Annotated in this window: 18 protein-coding genes; 8 read left to right on the top strand and 10 right to left on the bottom strand. The window is 66.5% G+C overall.

Features of this window, described 5'->3' with window-relative positions; genetic code table 11:
• Positions 1-40 precede the first annotated feature (40 nt).
• Both topA and yghU read right to left on the bottom strand, forming a co-directional pair.
• A complete protein-coding gene (gene topA, locus TS85_RS21850; RefSeq protein WP_044335050.1) occupies positions 41-2,611 on the bottom strand; it encodes a type I DNA topoisomerase in 2,571 nt (856 codons plus the stop codon).
• A 101-nt stretch (positions 2,612-2,712) separates the two neighbouring features.
• Complete coding sequence (gene yghU / locus TS85_RS21845) at positions 2,713-3,612, bottom strand: glutathione-dependent disulfide-bond oxidoreductase (protein WP_044335047.1); 900 nt, start codon at positions 3,610-3,612, stop codon at positions 2,713-2,715.
• Between the two features lie 188 nt (positions 3,613-3,800).
• Here yghU and TS85_RS21840 point away from each other — a divergent pair, with 188 nt between their 5' ends.
• Entirely contained in the window at positions 3,801-4,100 is a 300-nt protein-coding gene (locus TS85_RS21840) for a GIY-YIG nuclease family protein (protein ID WP_044335045.1), read from the top strand.
• A gap of 68 nt (positions 4,101-4,168) precedes the next feature.
• On the opposite strand, the gene dprA is transcribed toward TS85_RS21840, so the two are convergent.
• A complete protein-coding gene (gene dprA / locus TS85_RS21835) occupies positions 4,169-5,248 on the bottom strand; it encodes a DNA-processing protein DprA (protein ID WP_044335043.1) in 1,080 nt (359 codons plus the stop codon).
• Positions 5,241-5,843 (bottom strand): glycerol-3-phosphate 1-O-acyltransferase PlsY, encoded by a 603-nt coding sequence (gene plsY, locus TS85_RS21830; protein WP_227698570.1) that lies wholly within the window; start codon positions 5,841-5,843, stop codon positions 5,241-5,243. The genes dprA and plsY overlap by 8 nt, the downstream gene beginning before the upstream one ends.
• A 53-nt stretch (positions 5,844-5,896) precedes the next feature.
• Here plsY and murI point away from each other — a divergent pair, with 53 nt between their 5' ends.
• Entirely contained in the window at positions 5,897-6,721 is an 825-nt protein-coding gene (gene murI / locus TS85_RS21825; RefSeq protein ID WP_044335040.1) for a glutamate racemase, read from the top strand.
• Here the strand turns inward: murI and TS85_RS25645 are convergent.
• Positions 6,718-6,885 carry a hypothetical protein gene (locus TS85_RS25645; RefSeq protein WP_155006519.1) on the bottom strand — a complete coding sequence of 56 codons (168 nt, stop codon included), beginning with the start codon at positions 6,883-6,885 and terminating at the stop codon, positions 6,718-6,720. The two genes, murI and TS85_RS25645, sit on opposite strands and share 4 nt — an antisense overlap.
• A gap of 333 nt (positions 6,886-7,218) precedes the next feature.
• Between TS85_RS25645 and hemA the strand changes: the two genes are divergently transcribed.
• Positions 7,219-8,439 carry a 5-aminolevulinate synthase gene (hemA, locus tag TS85_RS21820; RefSeq protein WP_155006616.1) on the top strand — a complete coding sequence of 407 codons (1,221 nt, stop codon included), beginning with the start codon at positions 7,219-7,221 and terminating at the stop codon, positions 8,437-8,439.
• 280 nt (positions 8,440-8,719) lie between these two features.
• On the opposite strand, the gene TS85_RS21815 is transcribed toward hemA, so the two are convergent.
• From TS85_RS21815 to TS85_RS21805, 3 genes are all read right to left on the bottom strand, one after another.
• A complete protein-coding gene (locus tag TS85_RS21815; protein WP_044335038.1) occupies positions 8,720-9,382 on the bottom strand; it encodes a class I SAM-dependent methyltransferase in 663 nt (220 codons plus the stop codon).
• Positions 9,379-10,623 carry a DUF3419 family protein gene (locus tag TS85_RS21810; RefSeq protein ID WP_044335037.1) on the bottom strand — a complete coding sequence of 415 codons (1,245 nt, stop codon included), beginning with the start codon at positions 10,621-10,623 and terminating at the stop codon, positions 9,379-9,381. Before TS85_RS21810 ends, TS85_RS21815 begins: the two co-directional genes overlap by 4 nt.
• A gap of 163 nt (positions 10,624-10,786) precedes the next feature.
• Complete coding sequence (locus TS85_RS21805; RefSeq protein ID WP_044335036.1) at positions 10,787-11,056, bottom strand: hypothetical protein; 270 nt, start codon at positions 11,054-11,056, stop codon at positions 10,787-10,789.
• 65 nt (positions 11,057-11,121) lie between these two features.
• Here TS85_RS21805 and rpiB point away from each other — a divergent pair, with 65 nt between their 5' ends.
• The 5 genes from rpiB to rpsD all read left to right on the top strand — a co-directional run bounded on the left by rpiB (position 11,122) and on the right by rpsD (position 14,975).
• Positions 11,122-11,574 carry a ribose 5-phosphate isomerase B gene (gene rpiB, locus TS85_RS21800; protein ID WP_044335034.1) on the top strand — a complete coding sequence of 151 codons (453 nt, stop codon included), beginning with the start codon at positions 11,122-11,124 and terminating at the stop codon, positions 11,572-11,574.
• Entirely contained in the window at positions 11,571-12,878 is a 1,308-nt protein-coding gene (glyA, locus tag TS85_RS21795; protein WP_044335032.1) for a serine hydroxymethyltransferase, read from the top strand. The genes rpiB and glyA overlap by 4 nt, the downstream gene beginning before the upstream one ends.
• Before the next feature lie 104 nt (positions 12,879-12,982).
• A complete protein-coding gene (nrdR, locus tag TS85_RS21790; RefSeq protein WP_044335030.1) occupies positions 12,983-13,459 on the top strand; it encodes a transcriptional regulator NrdR in 477 nt (158 codons plus the stop codon).
• The gene (locus tag TS85_RS21785; RefSeq protein WP_044335029.1) at positions 13,456-14,205 is read left to right on the top strand and encodes an RNA methyltransferase; all 750 of its coding nucleotides are present in this window, start codon (positions 13,456-13,458) and stop codon (positions 14,203-14,205) included. The genes nrdR and TS85_RS21785 overlap by 4 nt, the downstream gene beginning before the upstream one ends.
• Before the next feature lie 155 nt (positions 14,206-14,360).
• Complete coding sequence (rpsD, locus tag TS85_RS21780; protein ID WP_044335026.1) at positions 14,361-14,975, top strand: 30S ribosomal protein S4; 615 nt, start codon at positions 14,361-14,363, stop codon at positions 14,973-14,975.
• A 179-nt stretch (positions 14,976-15,154) separates the two neighbouring features.
• Here the strand turns inward: rpsD and TS85_RS24910 are convergent, their stop codons facing one another.
• Together TS85_RS24910 and TS85_RS21770 are read right to left on the bottom strand one after the other, a co-directional pair.
• Positions 15,155-16,156 (bottom strand): IS30 family transposase, encoded by a 1,002-nt coding sequence (locus TS85_RS24910; protein ID WP_077228416.1) that lies wholly within the window; start codon positions 16,154-16,156, stop codon positions 15,155-15,157.
• 281 nt (positions 16,157-16,437) lie between these two features.
• Complete coding sequence (locus TS85_RS21770) at positions 16,438-18,417, bottom strand: alpha/beta hydrolase family protein (protein WP_044335024.1); 1,980 nt, start codon at positions 18,415-18,417, stop codon at positions 16,438-16,440.
• Positions 18,418-18,460 lie beyond the last annotated feature (43 nt).

Raw genomic sequence — 18,460 nt, 5'->3', positions numbered from 1 at the left:
GGAATAATCGCGTGTCGCCCCAACGGGTTCCGCGGGGCGGCTACGCCTCGCTTGCCGCCGTCTTCTTGGTCGCGGCCTTTTTGGGCGCCGCTTTCTTTGCGGGAGCCTTTTTCGCCGCCGCCTTTTTCGGAGCCGCCTTCTTCTTGCCCTTGCCCTTTGCGGGTGCAGCCGCGGCGCGCGCGTCGATCAGTTGCGCGGCTTCCTCCAGCGTCAACTGATCCTTGTCGATCGACTTGGGCAGCGTCGCATTGGTCTCGCCATCGGTGACATAGGCGCCGTAGCGGCCCTCCATCAGCTTGATCTCGGCCTCGGTCCGCGGATGCGCGCCCAGTATCTTGAGCGGTTCGCGCGCAGCGCCGCGCGCCGGACGCCCGCCACCCGCCGCCGCCTCGGCCAGCTTGACCACGGCGGCGTTCATCCCCGTCTCGAACACCTCCATCGTCGACTGGAGCCGCGCATATTTGCCGTCATGCGCCAGATAGGGGCCATAGCGGCCGATCGACGCGGTGATCGGGTTGCCCGTCTCCGGATGCGTCCCCACCGTGCGCGGCAGCTTGAGCAGCTTGAGCGCCATTTCGAGGTCCAGCTCGACATCCTTGGGGATCGAGGCGCGCGCCGCCTCCTTGCCCTCGCCCAACTGGATATAGGGGCCGAACCGCCCCGATTTGCGCTCGACCGGCAGCCCGCTCTCGGGATCATTGCCCAGCATCTCGGGGCCGGTCGACTCCTCGCCCTCGCCACCCGGCTGCGCGAAGCGGCGGGTGAACTTGCATTCGGGATAGTTGGAGCACGCCACGAACGCGCCGAACCGCCCACCGCGCAGCGCCAGCCGCCCGGTGCCGCAATTGGGGCATAGCCGCGGATCGGTGCCGTCCGCCTTGGCCGGGAACAGGTAGGATTCGAGGAAGACATCGAGCGCCGCCGTAATGTCCGACGGCTTCTGCTCCATCACTTCGGACGTGCGCGGCTTGAAGTCCCTCCAGAATGCCTCGAGCACCGCCTGCCACGCGGCACGCCCGCCCGAGACGTCGTCCAGCTCTTCTTCCAGCCCGGCGGTAAAATCGTAGCTGACATATTTCTCGAAGAAGCGTTCGAGGAACGCCGTCAGCAGCCGCCCGCTCTCCTCGGCGAAGAAGCGGTTCTTCTCGACGCGGACATAGGCGCGATCCTTGAGCACCTGAATGATCGAGGCATAGGTCGACGGACGCCCGATCCCCAGTTCCTCCAGCCGCTTGACCAGCGACGCTTCGGAGAAGCGCGGCGGCGGCTGGGTGAAATGCTGCTCGGCATGGACCGCCTTCTTGGCGGGTGCGTCGCCGGCCGACATGCGCGGCAGGCGGCGGCTATCCTCGTCGCCCTCGTCATCCTTGCCTTCTTCGTAGAGCGCGAGATAGCCGGGAAACAACACCACTTGCCCGCTGGCGCGCAGCCCGTGCTGGCCGCTGCCATCCTCCAGGTCGATCGTGGTGCGCTCCATCCGCGCCGACGCCATCTGGCTGGCCAGCGCGCGCTTCCAGATCAGCTCGTACAGCCGGCCATGGTCGCCAGAGCCTGCGCGATCCTTCGAGAAATCGGTGGGGCGGATCGCCTCATGCGCTTCCTGCGCATTCTTCGCCTTGGTGGTGTAGATGCGCGGCTTATCCGGCACATAGCCGCCGTCATAGCGCGTCACGACGGCCTTGCGCGCTTCCTGGATCGCGTCCGGGTCCATCTGGACGCCGTCGGTCCGCATATAGGTGATCGCGCCGTCCTCGTAGAGCCCCTGCGCGATCCGCATCGTGTGGCTGGCCGAGAAGCCCAGCTTGCGCGCCGCTTCCTGTTGCAGCGTCGAAGTGGTGAAGGGCGGCGGCGGATTGCGCGTCGCGGGCTTGGTCTCGACCGACGCGACCGAGAAGCGGCCCTCCTCGACGGCCTTTTTCGCGGCCTCGGCGGTCTTGCCGTCGCCGATCGTCAGGCGATCGATCTTGTCGCCCTTATACTTGACCAGCCGCGCCTGGAACGGCGTGCCGTCCTGTTCCATGTCGGCGGTGACCGACCAATATTCCTGCGCGGTGAAGCCTTCGATCTCGCGCTCGCGATCGACGATAATCCGCAGCGCGACCGACTGAACGCGCCCCGCCGACTTGGCGCCGGGCAGCTTGCGCCACAGCACCGGCGAAAGGGTGAACCCCACCAGATAATCCAGAGCACGCCGCGCCCGATATGCGTCGATCAGGTCGGTATCGAGCTCGCGCGGGTTCGCCATCGCGGTCAGCACCGCGGGCTTGGTGATCGCGTTGAAGGTGACGCGCTCGACTTCCTTGGGCAGCGCCTTCTTGTTGCGCAGCACTTCCTGGACATGCCAACTGATCGCCTCGCCCTCGCGATCAGGGTCGGTCGCGAGGATCAGGCGGTCGGCGGTCTTGGCGAGATCGGTGATCGCCTTGAGCTGCTTCGACTTGTCGGCATAGGCCTCCCACTCCATCGCGAACCCCTCGTCGGGGTTCACCGATCCGTCGCGCGCCGGAAGGTCGCGGACATGGCCATAGGACGCGAGAACGCGGTAATCCTTGCCCAGATATTTCTCGATGGTCTTCGCCTTGGCAGGCGATTCGACGATGACAAGCTGCATGGAAGTAAAATCGTCCTTCACGTGTACGCGTGCGAGGATGGGGAGCGCCGCCGCCCCTAGTCAAGCGGCGGCGGGATGGCAGCACGAGCGGGAAAGGGCAATCAGGCGGAAGCGCGCATCCGATCCCGCACCGCATCGATGTCGCTCGCCGCATGGCGTTCGGGCACGCGCTGGTCCTCCGGCCCCATGCCGCGATTGACAAGCCGCCCGCGCTGCACCGCCTCGCGATCGCCGACCTGCGCGACCCAGCGATTGAAGTGGGTGTATTCGTGGACACTCAGGAACTCGGTGGACCCCGGATAGGCCTCACCCCGCGCGATTGCGCCATACCAGGGCCAGATCGCGATGTCGGCGATGGTGTAGGTGTCGCCCGCCATATATTCGTGTCCAGCCAGATGCGTGTCGAGGACATGGAGCTGGCGCTTCACTTCCATCGCATAGCGATCGATCGCGTACTGGATCTTGATCGGGGCATAGGCGAAGAAATGGCCGAAGCCGCCGCCCAGGAACGGCGCCGAGCCCATCTGCCACATCAGCCAGCTCAGCGTCGCAGCGCGCTGCGGCCCGGATGTGGGCAGGAAGGCGCCGAACTTCTCGGCGAGGTAGATCAGGATCGCACCGCTTTCGAACACCGGCTGGACGGGATCGACCGAGCGATCGACCAGCGCCGGGATCTTCGAGTTCGGATTGATTGCGACAAAGCCGCTGCCGAACTGGTCGCCCTCGCCGATGTTGATCTTCCATGCATCATATTCGGCCCCCGCATGGCCGGCGGCGAGCAGCTCTTCCAGCAGGATGGTGACCTTCACCCCGTTGGGCGTGCCCAGCGAATAGAGTTGCAGCGGGTGCGTGCCGACCGGAAGCGGCTTGTCATGCGTCGCGCCGGAGGTCGGGCGGTTGATATTGGCGAACTGACCGCCATTGCCGGGCTCCCAGGTCCAGACCTTCGGCGGCACATAGCCGGCGGGCTGATTGTTCGCGGGATCGGGGGCGTCGGCCATGGGAGTCTCCTGGGAAGCTGTCGGCGCGATGTAGGGGGCCGGGGGCGCGTTGCCAGTGGGAGGTTACGATTGGGCGACGGCGCCCACCGAAGAAGAAAGCTGGGCCCCGGGTCAAGCCCGGGGTGACGACAGCCTTTAACGTCACCCCGGGCTTGACCCGGGGCCCAGCTTCTTCATCCTCGACGCTCATGGAAAACGGGGAACAAGGCGGCTGGGTCTACATCATGGCCAATCGCTACCGGGGGACGATGTATGCCGGCGTCACCGCGCATCTTGCAGAACGGATGCACCAGCACCGCAGCGACGAAGGTTCCGAATTCTGCAAACAATATGGCCTGAACCGCCTTGTCTGGGCCGAGCACGCGCCGTCGATCACAGACTGCATCGCCCAGGAGAAACGCCTGAAACGCTGGCGGCGGGAATGGAAATTCGCGCTGATCGAGCGCGCCAACCCGGAGTGGTGCGACCTGTACGACCAAATCCGGTGACGTCGGGCAGGTAAGCGGGGCCCCGGGTCAAGCCCGGGGTGACGATGGAGGGGCCCGAGCTTTTCACCTCACCCCAAACTCACCCGCCCCCCCGCATGCCGCTCCAGCCGCCCGCCCAGTTCCAGCTCGAGCAGCACCGTCTGCACCACCGCAGGCGCCAGCCGCGACTGGCGGATCAGCTCGTCCACGCCCACCGGCACCGGACCCAGCAGCCCGGTCACGATGCGGCGATCGGCGTCGCTGGCGTCCTCCGGCGGGGGGCCGCCCCATCGCGCGCCGGGCGCGCGGACCGCGCGCGGATCGAGCGGGCGGATCATCTCCAGCACGTCGTCGGCATTCTGCACCAGCGTCGCGCCTTCGCGGATCAGCAAATTGCATCCCTGCGCGCGCGGATCGAGCGGCGATCCGGGGACGGCCATCACATCGCGCCCCGCCTCGGCGGCGATGCGTGCGGTGATCAGGCTGCCCGATCGCGGTGCCGCCTCGACCACCACGGTCCCCAGCGCGACCCCGGCGATGATCCGGTTGCGCGAGGGGAAGAAGCGCGCCAGCGGCTCGGTGCCCGGCGGCTGTTCGGCGAGCAGCAGCCCCTCGCGTGCCACGCGCTCCTGCAATTCGGCATTTTCCGGCGGGAAAGCGATATCGATCCCGCTCGCGATCACCCCCACCGTGCCGCTGCCCAGCGATCCGACATGCGCCGCCGTATCGATCCCGCGTGCGAGGCCCGACACCACCGTCACCCCCGCATCGCCGAGCCCCAGTGCAAGCTGGCGCGCGAAGCGGCAGGCGGCGGCGGAGGCGTTGCGTGCGCCGACGATCGCCACCGTACTGCGCGCCAGCAGGTCGATCAGCCCGCGCACGATCAGCGCCGGCGGCGCAGTCTCCGTCTCGGCGAGCAACGCGGGATAATCGGCATCGTCGCTGAACAGATAGCGCGCGCCCAGCCGTTCGACCGCCGCGATCTCGCGCGCGACCGCGCCCGCATCGGCGATCCGCGGCGCCCGCCCGCCGCCGCGCGCCGCCAGCATCGGCAAGGCCTCCAGCGCCGCCTCCGCCGTGCCGAAGCGCGCGATCAGCTGGGCATAGGTGACGGGTCCGACATTGGCCGAACGGAGCAGCCGCAGCCGCGCCGTACGCGCGTCATCCACGCTTCTTGCCGATGCGCGGTTCGGTCCCGCTCAGCAGCCGCTCGATATTCTCGCGATGCTTCCAGATCACGACCAGCGCGAGCGCGAGCAACAGCGGCACCAGCCCGATCTTCCCGAAGAACGCGGCGCTCACCGGCGCACTGATCGCGGCGGTCATGCCCGCGAGCGACGAAATGCGCAGACCGGCCAGCACCCCCAGCCAGACCGCGGCATAGACCAGCCCCGACGGCCAGTGCAGCGCGACGACGATCCCCATCAGCGTCGCGACGCCCTTGCCCCCGCGAAACTTCAACCACACCGGATAGCAATGGCCGAAAAACGCCCCGAGCCCGGCCAGCACGGCAGTTCCAGGGAACAGCGCCTCGGCGATCAGCACCGCCGCCGCGCCCTTGGCCATGTCGAGCAGCAGCGTCGCCGCCGCCAGCCCCTTGCGCCCGGTGCGCAGCACATTGGTCGCGCCGATATTGCCCGAGCCGATCTGGCGCAGGTCGCCCGCCCCGGCGGCGCGGGTCAGCAGCACGCCAAACGGGATCGAACCCAAAAGATAGCCCAGGACAAGCGCCGCTACCGGCCCGGCCCAGATGATGTCGCCCACGCTCCGTCCCCCTGTTGCGCGCAAGCTAGGGACTCGATTAGGCGGGTGCAACAATGCCGATCCCCGAAACCACCGCCCCGGCATCCGATGCCCGCCCGATCCTGTTTTTCGATTCGGGCATGGGCGGGCTGTCGGTGCTCGCGCCGACCGCGCGGCTGCTGCCCCAGGCGCCTTTGGTCTATGTCGCCGATTCGGCGGGTTTTCCCTATGGCACGCGCAGCGAGGCGGAGATTGCCGCGCGCGTGCCCGCGCTGCTCGGGCGGCTGGCCGAGCGATTCGCGCCGCGGCTCATCGTCATCGCGTGCAACACTGCCTCGACGATCGCGCTCCAGCATGTCCGCGCCGCGCTCGACATTCCGATCGTCGGCACCGTGCCCGCGATCAAGCCCGCCGCGCTGCTCAGCCGGACGCGAGTCATTGGTGTACTCGGCACGGAGGCGACGGTGCGCCAGCCTTATGTCGACGATCTGGCAGCGCGCTTTGCGGGCGACTGCCGCGTGCTGCGCCACGGCTCGGCGGAACTGGTCGCGCTGGCAGAGGCGTCGCTCGGCGGCGTCGCGCCCGATCCGGGGCGGCTGGCGGCGGTACTCGATGGTTTGCTGGGGCAGGAGGGCGGTGAGCGGCTCGACGTGGTCGTCAATGCCTGCACCCATTTCCCGCTGCTGGAGGCCGAACTCGCCGCTGCGGCGCCGCGCGCGTTGACGTTCGTCGATGGCGGGGCCGGGATTGCGCGGCGAATCGCCCATCTCACGACGGGCCAGGTCTGGCCGGCAGTGCGCCCGGCGGGGCGCGCGGTGTTCACGGCGCTGGATGCCCGCACCGCCACGCTCGCGCCCGCTCTTGCGCGCTACGGGCTGGCCAGCGTGGAGTCGCTTTAGGCGCGGGCCTCGGGAATCGACTGCGCCATGTCGCGCAGCTTCGCCGAATAGCGTTCGGCCATTTCCTGGTGCACCCGGCGCGCCGTGCTATCATCGGCTTGTTCCGCGTTCGAACGCTCCTGCACTTCGCGCCGCTGATAATATTCAAGGTCTCGGTTGGTCATATGCCGCTCCGTTCCACAAGCGGGAGAACGCGGTCTCTCAGCCGCAGGCACGCTTGAACCTGAGTCGCCTACGATATTGACTTCATACCACATTTTTCCGACAAAGCCCTAATCCAGATCATATTCCACGGTGTCCGCGCGCCATTTGGCGCGACTTTGCCACGGATTCACCGAACCGGTGCGTCGTCCTCGCGCTGCTTCGCCCGGACTGGAGCAGCTTTGGCGTGCCGCCACGATGCTATTGGGATAATTGCTTAGCGGCTCCGTCTGGAATTACTCGCCGGATGCGCGTAGGGGAGGCCCATGAATACGAAGGACATTGCGGCGCCCGCCATGGACTATGCGCGGGTTTTCAACCAGGCGATCGACCGGCTCCACGCCGAAGGCCGATACCGCGTGTTCATCGACGTGCTGCGCAACAAGGGTGCCTATCCCAATGCGCGCTGCTTCGCCGGGCATAACGGGCCGAAGCCGATCACGGTGTGGTGCTCGAACGACTATCTCGCCATGGGCCAGCATCCCAAGGTGATCGCCGCGATGGAAGAGGCGCTGCACGATGTCGGCGCGGGCTCGGGCGGCACGCGCAATATCGGCGGCAACACGCATTACCATATCGAGCTGGAGGCCGAACTGGCCGACCTGCACGGCAAGGAAGGCGCGCTGCTCTTCACCTCGGGCTATGTGTCGAACGAAGCGACGCTGGCGACGTTGGGCAAGCTGATGCCGGGCTGCATCGTCTATTCGGACGAGTTGAACCACGCATCGATGATTGCGGGCATCCGCAATGCCGGCTGCGAGAAGCGCGTGTTCCGCCACAACGACCTCGCGCATCTCGAAGAGCTGCTCGCCGCCGACGATCCCGCCGCGCCAAAGCTGATCGCGTTCGAAAGCGTCTATTCGATGGACGCAGACATCGCCCCGATCGCCGAAATCTGCGACCTGGCCGACCAGTATAACGCGCTGACCTATCTCGACGAAGTCCATGCCGTCGGCATGTACGGCGCGCGCGGCGGCGGCATTTCGGAGCGCGACGGCGTCGCCGATCGCATCAACATCATCGAAGGCACGCTGGGCAAGGCGTTCGGGGTGATGGGCGGCTATATCGCCGCGGACCAGGTCATCATTGACGTGATCCGCAGCTATGCGCCCGGCTTCATCTTCACCACCTCGCTGTCGCCGGTGCTCGTCGCGGGCGTGCTGGCGAGCGTGCGCCACCTCAAGAGCTCGAACGTCGAGCGCGAGGGCCAGCAGGCGGCGGCGGCGACGCTGAAAGCGTTGATGGCCGATGCCGGGCTGCCGGTGCTGCCCTCGACGACGCATATCGTCCCGCTGATGGTCGGCGATCCGGTCAAGGCAAAGAAGATCAGCGACGTGCTGCTCGCCGAGTACGGCGTGTACGTCCAGCCGATCAACTACCCCACCGTCCCGCGCGGCACCGAACGCCTGCGCTTCACCCCCGGCCCTGCGCATAGCGAAGCGATGATGCGCGAGCTGGTGGACGCGCTGGTGGAGATCTGGGGCCGGTTGGAGCTGGAATTGCGGCTGGCGGCGTAAGGCGGCGACTGGCCTGCCGCGATCCGCTCACGGTATAGGGAGAGTCTGCGCAATGCCTGCCCATGACCCTGCACCCCCGGTGGATCGGCTTCGCAAGCCGAAACAGGATTCGCCCTCGTGGCAGGATCAGGAAGGACTGAGTCCGCGCCCCTCCTGGATGCCCAGGCGGCCGGGCGGAGAGGATGGCGCAGCCGTCCCCGCCCCCACGCCGATCCCCTCGTCACCCGCAGGGTCGGCGGAGCGGCCGGAGCAGGGCAAACGGTTCGGGTAAAGGCTACCCCTACCCGCGCCGCAGCCCCCCGCTCCACGCATAGCCGCGCCACAGCGGCGTGAAGTCCATCGCCAGCCCTTCTGCCTCCGCCACGCGCTTCAGCACCGCAGGCAGCTCGCGCCGCGGGAATACGTGGAAGTCGTTGAGCGACTTGAAGTGCAGCCGCTTGGCCAGCGCGGGCAGCCGCTCATATTGCCCGAAATCGATGATGTGCAGGCTCCCGCCCGGCGCCAGCACCCGCGCGCCCTGCTCGATCGCCTCGATCCAGGGCGGGATCATCGACAGCGTATAGCTCATGAACACGCGGTCGACCTGTGCCAGCCCGAACAATGCCCGCACGTCGAACGCCCCCGCATCGCCCTGCGCCAGCGTGATCCGGTCGCCCAGCCCCGCCTTCGCCACCGATTTGCGCGCGGTGTCGAGCATCGCCTCGCTGATGTCGAAGCCATAGAAGCGCGCCTCGGGCCAGCGCTTCGCCGCGACGATCAGGTTGCGCGCCGTGCCGCATCCCACTTCGAGCACGGTTCCCCCCGGCGGCGGCGCCAGTTCGCCGATCAGCCGGTCTCGGCCCAGCAAATAGAATTTGCGCGTGAAGTCGTAGAAATGCCGATGCAGCGCATAGACATCGTCCATCAGCGATTTCTGGTCGCCCGCCTGCGCAGCGATGCTCATGCGTGCGGCTTCAGCGTCCAGACGTGCGTCGCGCCGTACACCGACGACCGATCGCGCCGCGTCCAGTCGTCGAGCTTGTCCTGCGGGGCATAGTCCCACTGGTCCATCAGCGTCGCGGGTATGTGCCCCTTGACGACGTCCGGCATCGCCGCGGTGCGATATAGCACGCGCGCGCCGGGCTTTGCGGTGCGGGTGATCTCGCTCCAAATGCGCGTCAGCTGCTCGTCGGTCATCCAATCCTGCGCATCGAGCAGGATATAGCGGTCGAGCGACTGGGCGGGCATGCTCTCCAGATAATCGGCATAGTTGGTATGCCGGATCTCGACGCGATCGGCGCGCGCGCGCACCGTCTCGTAATGCCGGCGCTGGAGATAGGGCGGCAGCGGCGCATCCTCATGCTTGCCATAGCCGCGCCCGAACGCCTGCCAGGCGTAGAAATTGTCCCTTATGTCGAAATCGCACGACAGCTTGCGAAGCCGGCTCTTGAGCGCGCCGGTGATCCCGGCGCTGTCATCGGCCTTGAGCAGGTCATATTGCGCAGGCGGGATGCCGAAGCCGAACAAGGCGGCGGGCTGGTCGACCAGCCAGCGCAGCGCCTTCTTGTCGAAGAACGGCGCATAGTTGGTCTCGAAGATCTGGCGCTGTTCCTCGATCGACTGCGCCTTCAGTATCTGCGTCGGGTCGATCCGGTACAGCCGCCCCATGAAATGGACGAACCCGATCAGCTTGCCCAGCAACCCCTCGCGATAAAATCCCCGCGCAAAGCCCGTGATCCGGCGGCGGCCCGTAAGGTCGCGCGACTCCCAATAGGCGCGCGACGTCGCGTCGAGATGCGGGCGGATATACGCCTTGTAGGCCGCGATATTCTCCGCGCTGTCGGCTTCGCCGAAGAAGCGCCGGAACGCGGCATAATCGGGAAGGTGCAGCGCCGCCTGCTGCTTGAGGTTGTTGAGCGCGATATGCGCGGGATTGAGGTCGACCGCGGTAATCTTGCGCGGGTTTGCGGTCAGGTACGAATAGACGTTGCATCCGCCCGACGCGATCGTGACGACGTGGCTGTCCGGCGTGATCTCCAGCGCCTCCATGTCGATCTCGGGGTCTTCCCAGATCTGGGCATAGACCAGCCCGCGGAACGCAAAGGTGAAGGCGCGCTCCAACAGCCCCTGCTTGGTCAGATGCTCGTGGCGATGCACTGCGCCACGCACGGCGCCATTTTTCGGCGTCTTGGCGATACTAGGCATGGGAGACTCCTGGACAAGACGCCCACGACATGCGGGAGTTGACCGCGAATAGTCCGGGGTTGTGACAGATTCTTGTCATCCTGTCAGGGGACCGTCCCTCGCAGGCACAGCGGGGCGGGCGGCGGCACGGATTGCGCCCGCCGCCGGCCCCGGTCGCGGCACCTTAACGCGTGGTGTTATCGATCGCCTCGCCCGTGCGGTCGGCGCCATCCGACAGCGCGTCGCCAACATCGTCCGCAGTGTTCGACAGGGCATTGCCCGCGCGATCGGCCCCCGCTTCGATCCGCTCGCCGGCACCATCGGCGACATTCTCGATCGACGAACCGGCACGATCGAGCGAGTCGCTCAGATTGTCCTGGCTGCTCTCCGAACAGGCGGCGAGCGCGATGCCGAGGGCAAGCGCAGGCATCAGGGCGAAGGTCGTTTTGCGCATTTCAGTCTCCACACACAGTTCTCATGGTCTAGCCAGCACGCCCGGACCGGCGTAGGGGACGCGCCATGTCACGCCGCATCGCCCTCGCCTCCGATCATGCCGCCTACGCCATGAAGGCCGAACTCGCCGAATGGTTGCGTGGACTCGGCCATGACGTGCTCGATCTGGGCACCAATGGTCCCGACAGCGTCGATTACCCCGATTATGGCTATAAACTCGGCACCGCGATCGCCCAGGGCGAGGCCGAAATCGGCGTCGCGCTATGCGGATCGGGGATCGGCATTTCGATCGCAGTCAATCGCATTCCCGCCGCCCGCTGCGCGCTGGTGTCCGAACCGCTTTCGGCCAGCCTTGCGCGCCAGCATAACGATGCCAATGTCATCGCGCTCGGCGCGCGGCTGATCGGCACCGAAATGGCCAAGGCGTGCATCACCGCTTTCCTCGAAACCCCCTTCCTCGGCGGTCGCCACGCGGGTCGCGTCGACAAGCTGAGCCAGACGCAAAGGACCCCGGTATGAGCACCAATCCGCAGAGCGCAGGGCTTCAGCCCGACGGCTTCTTCACGCGCGGCCTTGCCGAAACCGATCCTGCGATCGCCGCCGGTATCGCCCATGAACTGGACCGCGAGCAGCACCAGATCGAGCTGATCGCGAGCGAGAATATCGTGTCGAAGGCGGTGCTGGAGGCGCAGGGCTCGGTCTTCACCAACAAATATGCCGAGGGCTATCCCGGCAAGCGCTATTACCAGGGCTGCCACCCCTCCGACGAAGTCGAGACGCTGGCGATCGAGCGGGCCAAGCAGTTGTTCGGCTGCGGCTTCGCCAACGTCCAGCCGCATTCGGGCGCGCAGGCGAACGGCGCGGTGATGCTCGCGCTGACCAAGCCGGGCGACACGATCATGGGGCTGAGCCTCGATGCCGGCGGCCATCTTACCCACGGCGCGAAGGCGGCGATGAGCGGCAAATGGTTCAACGCGGTGCAATATGGCGTCGACCCCGACACCCATCTGATCGATTTCGACCAGGTCCGCGCGCTGGCCAAGGCCAACAGCCCGCGGCTGATCATCGCGGGGGGCTCGGCCTATCCGCGCATCATCGATTTCGCCCAGTTCCGCGCGATCGCGGATGAAGTCGGCGCGCTGTTCATGGTCGACATGGCGCATTTCGCCGGGCTCGTCGCGGGCGGCGCGCATCCCTCGCCGTTCGAGCATGCGCATGTCGTGACCACCACCACGCACAAGACGCTGCGCGGCCCGCGCGGCGGCATGGTGATGACCAATGACGAAGCGATCGCCAAGAAGATCAACAGCGCGGTGTTCCCCGGGCTCCAGGGCGGGCCGCTGATGCACGTGATCGCCGCCAAGGCGGTCGCGTTCGGCGAAGCGCTCCAGCCGGATTACAAACGCTATATCGCCGCAGTGGTGGAGAACGCCAAGGTGCTCGCCGCGACGCTGAACGAGCGCGGCGCGAACCTGGTGTCGGGCGGCACCGACACGCATCTGGCGCTGGTCGACCTCACCCCGCTGGGCGTGACCGGCAAGGATGCCGACGAAGCGCTCGAGCGTGCCGGCATCACCTGCAACAAGAACGGCATCCCCAACGACCCGCTGCCGCCGATGAAGACCAGCGGCATCCGCGTCGGCTCGCCGGCAGGCACGACTCGCGGCTTCGGCTCGGGCGAGTTCCGCGAGATCGGCAACATGATCGCAGACGTGCTCGACGGCTTGCGCGCCAAGGGCGAGGCAGGCGATCCGCAGGTCGAAGCGGCAGTGGGCGCCCGCGTCCGCGCGCTGTGCGAGCGGTTCCCGATCTATGGCGGCTGAACGGGCCGCGCACCCTCACCCTTTCGGCGCTTCGCGCCTCTTTCCCTCTCCCAACGGGAGAGGGAGCGGAAGGGTGAGGGCAACCCACTTCTGGGCGTCGTAAAATGCGCTGCCCCTTCTGCGGAAACGAAGACAGCCAGGTCAAGGATAGCCGCCCGACCGAAGACGGCGCGGCGATCCGTCGCCGCCGCCAGTGCGAAGCATGCGCGGCGCGCTTCACGACGTTCGAGCGCATCCAGCTTCGCGACCTGACCGTCGTCAAGAGCCAGGCCAATTCCTCCGAACTGCGCCGCGAGCCGTTCGAGCGCGACAAGCTGGTCCGATCGGTCACCCTCGCCGCACGCAAGCGCCCGGTGACCTCGGCACAGATCGAGCGGATGGTGTCGGGTATCCAGCGCCAGCTGGAGACGCTGGGCGACGCCGAAATCCCGTCGCAGCGCATCGGCGAGCTGGTGATGGAGGGCCTCAAGGGCCTCGATTCGGTCGCCTATATCCGCTTTGCCAGCGTCTATAAGGACTTCCGCGAAGCCAAGGACTTTGAGGAGTTCGCCGGCAATGTGAGCGACGCGGGGAAGGCATGAACCCCGTCATCGTCCTGGTCCGCCCGCAGCTCGGCGAGAATATCGGCAAGGCCGCGCGCGCAATGCTCAATTTCGGGCTGACCGAGCTGCGACTGGTGTCGCCGCGCGACGGCTGGCCTAATCCGGGCGCGGGCCCGGCGGCAAGCGGCGCGGACATCGTGCTCGAACGGGCGCAGCTGTTCGACAGCGTCGCCGATGCCGTCGCCGACTGCGCGCATGTCTATGCGACCACGGTGCGCAAGCGCGGCGTCACCAAGCCGGTGGTCACCCCCGAGGCTGCAGCTGCGGAGGTGCGCGCGCGGGCGGAGCGTTCGGCGATCCTGTTCGGGCCGGAGCGTTCGGGGCTCGACACCGACGATGTCGCGCTGGCCCGCACGATCCTGACGGTGCCGATCAACCCCGAATTCGGGTCGCTCAATCTGGCGCAGGCCGTGATCCTGGTCGCCTATGAATGGTCGAAACACGCCCCGAGCGATGCAGACGGGCACGCCGCGCTCGCCAGCCCGCCGACCACCGACCTCGGCTCGCCCGCCCCGCAGGAGGAGCTGGAGGGGATGATCGAGCAACTGGAGGGCATGCTCGACGGCGCCGGCTATTATTTCCCCCCCGAGCGCGCGCCCACCAGCCGCCGCACGCTGCGCACGCTGCTGACCAAGCCCGCCTGGACCTCGCAGGAAGTCCGCACCGTGCGCGGTGTGCTGTCGGCGCTGGCGGGGCGCAAGCAGCATCGGGCGGAAGAGGCCTGACCGCCCGCCGGCTTGACTCGCGCGCCCACCCCCGCTAACCGCGCGCCTTCGCATTGGCCCCGCACCCCGGTGAAGCGGTGGCCCTGCCCTCCCCATAAAGGAACCAGCAGGCGGATACCGGGAATAACGTTGTCAGCAAGTGCAAGGAATTTTGAATGTCGAAGCGCCATAGCGCCAAGCATAAGCTCGATCGCCGGATGGGCGAAAACATCTGGGGCCGTCCGAAGTCCCCGGTGAACAAGCGCGAATACGGCCCGGGCCAGCACGGCCAGCGCCGCAAGGGCAAGATGTCGGACTTCGGCATCCAGCTTCGCGCGAAGCAGAAGCTCAAGGGCTATTACGGCGACATCACCGAGAAGCAGTTCAAGCGCAGCTATGAAGATGCGTCGCGGATGAAGGGCGATACCGGCCAGAACCTGATCGGCCTGCTCGAAATGCGCCTCGACATGATCGTCTATCGCGCCAAGTTCGCCCCGACGATCTTCGCCGCGCGCCAGCTCGTCAACCACGGCCATGTCCGCGTCAACGGCGAGAAGTGCAACATCGGCTCGCGCCGGATCAAGGTTGGCGAGGAAGTATCGCTGAGCACCAAGGCGCAGGAAATGGCGCTGGTGATGGAAGCGCAGAGCCTGTCCGAGCGCGACATCCCCGATTACGTGGTGCCGGACGGCGCGTCGAAGATCACCTTCACGCGCGTTCCCCAGCTCGACGAAGTCCCCTATCCGGTGAAGATGGAGCCGAACCTGGTCGTCGAGTTCTACTCGCGCTGATCCGGCTTCCTTCGGGAAACGAAGCAGGGGCGGTCCTTCGGGGCCGCCCTTTTTCGTTTTGGTTCACGAATAAAAAGAAGAAAGGGGGTTCGCGCAGAGGCGCGGAGGCGCAGAGACGGCCTGGGACGACGCCCCCAGCCCCTCTCGGTCGTCATCCCGGCGAAGGCCGGGATGTGGACTCACGGTTGAAGTGCACCGGTTGAGATTTTGGAGAATGCCTCGGCGGGTGTGAGGAAGCCAAGGCATTTTCTGGGGATGTTGTTGAGCCGGTCGGCACAGGCACGGAGTTGTCTGTGGCTGACGGTGTCGAGGTCGGTTTTGCGAGGCAGGCTTCGGCGCAGTCGGCCGATGGTGTTTTCGACACCGCCCTTTTGCCATGGGGCTCGGACATCGCAGAAGAAGGTCTGGATGCCGAGGCTGTCGTGAAGGCGGTGATGTTCGGCGAACTCGGTGCCGTTGTCGAAGCTGATGGTCCTGCGCAGATCCTGGGGGATATGGCGCAGTCTGCGGGTGATCCGGCGTGCGGTCAGCTCGGCTCTGCGGTGGGGTGGCTTGTCGAGGATGGTGTAGCGTGTGTGGCGCTCGTGCAGGACGAGGACATTGTGCCCATATCGGGCGAACAGCATATAGTCGGCTTCCCAATGGCCCGGCTGTGCGCGATCCCGGGCTTCGAGGGGGCGTTCGCCGATCGGCCTGCGCTGTTTGATGAAGCTGGCCGGGCTTCCGCCCTGGCGGCCATAGCGGCCGCGCCTTGCCTTGCAGCGGGGCAGAAGGCGGTGCCAGTAGTCCTTCTGGGCCGAGCGATGATAGACGTATCGATAGATTGACTCGTGGCTGACCATGGTGCGACCGTGCTCAAGCGCCAGTCGGCCGGCGATCTGTTCGGGAGAGCATCCCATCGCAAGGCCGTTCTTCACGATATCTCGCAGGTCCGGCTGGCGCGCCAGCTTGAAACGGCAGTCCCATCGTCGTCGTCTGATCGCGAGCCTATGGGCACGCCCGGGCGCATAGCCGCCGGGCCAGACCTTGGTCGGCTTGCTATTGCGCCTGAGTTCCCGACCGACCGTCGTGTGATCACGCCCGATCGCGGTGGCAATCTGTCGGCAAGATATACCGCCTTCATGAAGGCGGCATATCTCGATCCGCTCGTCGAGGCTGAGCTGCCTGTAATGTCGTCCCATCGCGCAATCACCTTAGCAGGTGGTGCACTTGTTCCGTGAGTCCGGGGGACCCATTCGCTGCTCGGCGACAGCAAGAGTATAAACAGCAGCAGGAACGGACCCGGCACGCGCGAGCGCAGGCCTCCCGGCCCGACATCCAATCTTCTTCTCCGCGCCTCAGCGCCTCTGCGCGAACCTCTTTCTTCTTCGCGCCTTCGCGTGCAGACCCCGACAAAGAGCCCGGCGCTGGAGAGCGCCGGATCGGTCCCGACTTCCGTCCAGACGCCACTGCATCCCGTCTCTCAGGGCTTGGCCGGCAGCTTCATCGTGGTGCGCAGGAACTGGTCGATCCGGTCGAGCATCGCGGTGCGGACTGCGCTGTCGTCCAGCTGGTGGTCGAGCCCCTTATACTCGGTGAACTCGACGCTGCGCCCCGCGCCGCGCAGCTTGGACGCCATGGTGCGCGACTGACCGATCGCCACGTTCAGGTCGCGGTCGCCGTGGAACAGCAGCACGGGCGCGGCGATCCGATCGGCATGTTGCGCCGGGGACGCCTCCTCCCACAGTTTCGGGTCGCCGATAATGTCCTGCACCTGCTGGTCGCTGGAGGACCGCTTCAGCTCGTCGCGCAACTGGCCCAGGTCGGTGACCGGCGCGACCGCGGCGATCGCCTTGAACACCGTGGGATCGAGTACGCTCGATTGCAGCGCCGCATAGCCGCCATAGGACCAGCCGACGATCGCCAGCTTGTCGGCAGAGGTAATCCCCTGCGCCACCATCCAGCGTCCGGCATCGTTGACGTCGCCCATCGCCAGCTTCCACGAGCGAAAGCCGTTCTGCTTGAACCAGCCCTCGCCATAGCCGCTCGACCCGCGATAATTGGGCTGGAGCACCGCATAGCCGCGGCTCGCGAAGAATTGCGACAGCCAGTCGAAACCCCATTCGTCCCGCGCACTGGGGCCGCCATGCGGCATCACGATCGCGGGAATATTCTTGCCGTCGCTGCCCGGCGGCAGCGTCAGATAGGCCGGGACCTCCGTGCCGTCCGCCGCCTTGTAGCGGATGGCCTTGACGGTCGCGAGCGGCACCCCGGCAAGGTCCGGCCGGACCGGGGAGATTTCGGCCATCTTCTTCGTGGTGCGGTCGAGCAGATAATAATGGCCGGGATCGACGTCGCTTCCGGCAAAGATCACCAGCTTCTTTTCGTCGAGGCTGGCATCGCCGACACCGACGATCGGCAGTCCGGGCAGCGCCTTGCCCAGCGACGCCGCCAGCGCCCTGATCTGCGGATCGAAATAGCTGACCTGCCGCCGCTCGGTCGAGAAGCTGGCGCCCACCACGCGCTGCTGGCGACCGATCCGGATGAGAGCATCGACATCCACCTCTGGATTCGCCAGCACCAGCTCGCGCTTCAGGCTGCCGTCCAGCGCGATCTTGAACAGCGCCGTGCGGCCATCGGCATTGTCGAACCCGTAAACGACATCCAGATCGCGATCGACGGCATAGGGAATGAACCCGCTCGACAGATAGCCGGTGTACGTGACCGTGCTGAGCGGCTCCCATTCCTTGCTGTCTTTACGGCGGTATTTGTAGACGAGATCACTGCTGGAATAGCCGGAGCCCAGCCGCGGCTGCGTCGCCATCACGCGAGTCAGCCCATGGCCATCCGTGATGAAATCGGCGCCCGTCGCGCGGGGTGCCTCCACTGTGGTGCGCTTCAACGTGATCGTGTCGACGCGCTCGACGCCAAGCCCCTTGCGCGTTTGGGCGACCAGCGTGCCGGTGCCATATTCGGGCACGAACTCGCGCAGCATCAGCACCGCGCTGCCGCTATCGTCGGGCAGCCAGTCCAGGACGCCGCCGCCATAATAGCGCTCATAGAGCTGGCTCGAAGCCTGGGCCGCGCTCAGCTCCTTGCTGCCCGAACCATCGGCGTTGAGCGCGATCATCCGCGAAATTCCGACGAGATGCGCGTTCCGCTCAGCGATTCCGAACACCGTGCACACGAGGCGCGAATTCGTCGACCAAGCACAGCTTGCCAGCCGCGCGTCGCTGCCTGGGTAATTCATCAGCGGCTTCATGTCGCCGGCGGTGGTCGCCACAACCAGTCCCGTGCCCCGCGTCCCGCTGGTGACGATCATCGCGATCCGCTGGCCATCGGGTGAGATGCTGACTTCGCGCACGATCTCGCGCGCGCCAAATCGTTTCGCCTCGACGCTCTGCGCCTGTGCGACCCCAGCGACGCACACCGACGCCAGCAACGCTGCAATAATGCCCTTCATGATTCCCCCCTGTACGGACCGACATCCTATCCCGTTTCGGTGC

The organism is Sphingomonas hengshuiensis, assembly GCF_000935025.1.
Taxonomy (GTDB): domain Bacteria; phylum Pseudomonadota; class Alphaproteobacteria; order Sphingomonadales; family Sphingomonadaceae; genus Sphingomonas; species Sphingomonas hengshuiensis.
This window is presented reverse-complemented; position numbering and strand designations above follow the sequence as displayed.

Excerpts from the sequence above, each read along its gene's own strand:
- TS85_RS21785 (WP_044335029.1), top strand. The coding sequence starts at position 13,456 with ATGAACCCCGTCATCGTCCTGGTCCGCCCGCAGCTCGGCGAGAATATC.
- glyA (WP_044335032.1), top strand. The coding sequence starts at position 11,571 with ATGAGCACCAATCCGCAGAGCGCAGGGCTTCAGCCCGACGGCTTCTTC.
- murI (WP_044335040.1), top strand. The coding sequence starts at position 5,897 with ATGCCGATCCCCGAAACCACCGCCCCGGCATCCGATGCCCGCCCGATC.
- TS85_RS21805 (WP_044335036.1), bottom strand. The coding sequence starts at position 11,056 with ATGCGCAAAACGACCTTCGCCCTGATGCCTGCGCTTGCCCTCGGCATC.
- yghU (WP_044335047.1), bottom strand. The coding sequence starts at position 3,612 with ATGGCCGACGCCCCCGATCCCGCGAACAATCAGCCCGCCGGCTATGTG.
- topA (WP_044335050.1), bottom strand. The coding sequence starts at position 2,611 with ATGCAGCTTGTCATCGTCGAATCGCCTGCCAAGGCGAAGACCATCGAG.
- rpsD (WP_044335026.1), top strand. The coding sequence starts at position 14,361 with ATGTCGAAGCGCCATAGCGCCAAGCATAAGCTCGATCGCCGGATGGGC.
- TS85_RS21770 (WP_044335024.1), bottom strand. The coding sequence starts at position 18,417 with ATGAAGGGCATTATTGCAGCGTTGCTGGCGTCGGTGTGCGTCGCTGGG.
- nrdR (WP_044335030.1), top strand. The coding sequence starts at position 12,983 with ATGCGCTGCCCCTTCTGCGGAAACGAAGACAGCCAGGTCAAGGATAGC.
- rpiB (WP_044335034.1), top strand. The coding sequence starts at position 11,122 with ATGTCACGCCGCATCGCCCTCGCCTCCGATCATGCCGCCTACGCCATG.
- hemA (WP_155006616.1), top strand. The coding sequence starts at position 7,219 with ATGGACTATGCGCGGGTTTTCAACCAGGCGATCGACCGGCTCCACGCC.
- TS85_RS24910 (WP_077228416.1), bottom strand. The coding sequence starts at position 16,156 with ATGGGACGACATTACAGGCAGCTCAGCCTCGACGAGCGGATCGAGATA.
- TS85_RS21840 (WP_044335045.1), top strand. The coding sequence starts at position 3,801 with ATGGAAAACGGGGAACAAGGCGGCTGGGTCTACATCATGGCCAATCGC.
- TS85_RS25645 (WP_155006519.1), bottom strand. The coding sequence starts at position 6,885 with ATGACCAACCGAGACCTTGAATATTATCAGCGGCGCGAAGTGCAGGAG.
- TS85_RS21815 (WP_044335038.1), bottom strand. The coding sequence starts at position 9,382 with ATGAGCATCGCTGCGCAGGCGGGCGACCAGAAATCGCTGATGGACGAT.
- TS85_RS21810 (WP_044335037.1), bottom strand. The coding sequence starts at position 10,623 with ATGCCTAGTATCGCCAAGACGCCGAAAAATGGCGCCGTGCGTGGCGCA.